4 protein-coding genes are annotated in these 2,414 nt (G+C 41.5%); all 4 read left to right on the top strand.

Features of this window, described 5'->3' with window-relative positions; genetic code table 11:
• Positions 1-129: 129 nt before the first annotated feature.
• A complete protein-coding gene (locus tag HMPREF0999_RS21585; RefSeq protein WP_008669318.1) occupies positions 130-1,107 on the top strand; it encodes a replication initiation protein in 978 nt (325 codons plus the stop codon).
• A gap of 13 nt (positions 1,108-1,120) precedes the next feature.
• On the top strand, positions 1,121-1,291 hold the full coding sequence (locus HMPREF0999_RS22280; RefSeq protein ID WP_009276913.1) for a hypothetical protein: 171 nt from the start codon (positions 1,121-1,123) through the stop codon (positions 1,289-1,291).
• A gap of 124 nt (positions 1,292-1,415) precedes the next feature.
• Positions 1,416-1,937 (top strand): hypothetical protein, encoded by a 522-nt coding sequence (locus tag HMPREF0999_RS21580; protein WP_008669313.1) that lies wholly within the window; start codon positions 1,416-1,418, stop codon positions 1,935-1,937.
• Between the two features lie 29 nt (positions 1,938-1,966).
• On the top strand, positions 1,967-2,414 hold a 448-nt coding region (locus HMPREF0999_RS21575; RefSeq protein ID WP_198286130.1), incomplete at its 3' end, for a DJ-1/PfpI family protein.

The following is a 2,414-nucleotide window of genomic DNA, read 5'->3' as shown; positions in this document are numbered from 1 at the left end:
CATCTACGACAAATTTCCGAGCATCTACGACAAATTTCCGAAAAAAACGGTTATCTACGACAAATATTCTACGCCATATATTTGTTTTTGTCGTAGATAAATATTTCCTTTGCGAAAAGCATTAAAGTCATGGAGAAGAAAGACAAGAAACAGAGGGATATAGTCCTGTCGCAAGACAATGCGCTGACTACCGCACGCTACAAGTTCGACCTTATCGAAAAACGTGCCCTATACTCCATTATACGAAATATCCGGGCGCAATACATCGAGAACGAGAACGGCAGACGGGACTTATTCGATGATCTGATTATCACCATACACGAGGAAGAACTAAAGAAATGCGGTGACAATACCAAGATGCAAAACATCTACGATGCGCTAAAACGGCTTAGAAATCGCGATATAGAGATCAACAACGAAAAAATGTGGCTAAGTATCGGTTTTGTCAATTACGTCAAGCATATCAAAAATAAATCGTATTTTGAGGTGCAAGTTTCCAAAGAGGTACTACCCTATTACGTGGAACTCGCCCAAAACTTCACGAGTTACTCCATGACGGTAGCAATCGCACTCAAAAGCACATTCTCGCAAAGGTTTTACGAACTGTGCTGCCAATACCGAAACGCCGGGTTCTTTTTCTACACAGTCGAAAAGCTTCGGGAAATGTTCATGTTGGAAAAGAAATACAAACGGGGATGCGATTTCAAAAGGCGTGTACTTGACGATCCGCAAAAGGAACTCCGGGAGTTGTACAATGCCGGACAATGCGATTTATACTTCGAGTTCGAGCCAAAGAGCTACAAAGGCAAGGAAGTTACCGAATACAAATTCTACGTTTACACAAGGCAAACCGAACAACAAAAGCTATTGGAATACGAAAGCGCAAAACAGGCGATCATCTACATAACAACCACTATTTCGAGGTTCTCTAAAAGTGACAAAGGATATGTTAAGCGTGTAGTGAACGCCGTACAGTTACACCCGGAAATAGCCGTACAGGTGGCGCAAAAGATACAAAAGAAGTTTGAGCAATATATAGACAAGCCAGCCAAACAGATAGGGGCTATCATCCGGGTTTGCTTAATGGAAGATTTTGGTATAGAATAAAAAACATACAAGTATGAAAACAGGTGATAAAGTTATCGTACCAGCCGAAATAAACGGCTATGGCAGAGATTTACGGGCAATAGTTACAGAGATAGAGAAGTTCGCCGGGGCAATATTCGTAACAGTGATATTCACCGAACCATGTCCGGAAGCCTGCGGAAGAGGGGGGGGGTGTTTACCATGACTTCCAGCTAATAGCAAGGTGATTTATTTTGCTATAATCGCAATAAATTGCAATAATATCTGTGATAAATTGCTATAATAATACTTATAACTACCTTTGCAACAGAATATAGCATTTTACAGCAATGGAGAAAGGACAGGAAAGCAAGCAAAAGAGGAAAACACCGCTTACCACCATAGCGATAAGCCAAGAGTACGCCAAAAAATTAGACGAGTATTTAAACGGTACGGGTATAACTCGCAAAGAATTTGTCGAGTTGTCCGTTGATTATTTCCAAAGAACCGGGTTCGACCTCCGGGGTGAAGCTTTTGACCTCTCCCCATTAGAAAAGGTTGCCGGGCGGCTGGAACAATCCGCAAAGATCATGGAACGACACAACGAGGGGACGGAAGCGGTGCACCTGCTTCTCCAAGCTGTCCGGGAACAGACCGCCAAGCAACTCCCAGCGCCGGAACTGATCGCCCATGCTGCCGAAGAAAAAGCAAAGGCAGAAGCCAAAAGCGAAGAACAAGAAAGGGAGATTGCCCGGCTGCGCTCCGAAAACTCCGCTTTGCTGGAGTACAAAGAAAAGGCATACCGGGAACTATGCCGGATACGTGATGAACAAAAAACCATAGGGAAGATAAAAGTAAATATAGAGTTATAAAAGAACATTTATAAATAAAAAAATCATGAATAAAGAAATTTTATTTATTTATCCTTTTGCCGGATTATGCAGCACATGAAGCTGTGTACTTTTCACAGGCTATTACAGCTGATGATTTTGCCATGAAAAAAAATCCAAAATATGTCAATAAGGTTGTCGCACCCACCTTAGAACCAATAAGTTCGATTGGTGGATTCCGCACATTACCCGATTATTCGTTTGACACAATGCCTGATGATTATGTAGCATTGGTATTAATTGGCGGTTTTGGTTGGAATACACCTGTTGCAGAAAAGGTTATGCCAATTATTAAAAGTGCTATTGAACAAGAAAAGGTTATAGGTGCGATTTGTAATGCAGCTTCATTCATGGCTAAGTGTGGTATTGACCGAGAAACAACATCAAAAACTTTGCAGAAGTCATCCGTAATACAGAAAATCTCAGTAACTTTGTCCTCGGTAATCATAGCAATTATTG

This window comes from Parabacteroides sp. D25, from assembly GCF_000307475.1.
In the GTDB taxonomy this organism is placed as follows: domain Bacteria; phylum Bacteroidota; class Bacteroidia; order Bacteroidales; family Tannerellaceae; genus Parabacteroides; species Parabacteroides distasonis.
The sequence above is the reverse complement of the archived record's forward strand: the minus strand, read 5'-3'. Positions and strand labels throughout refer to the sequence as shown.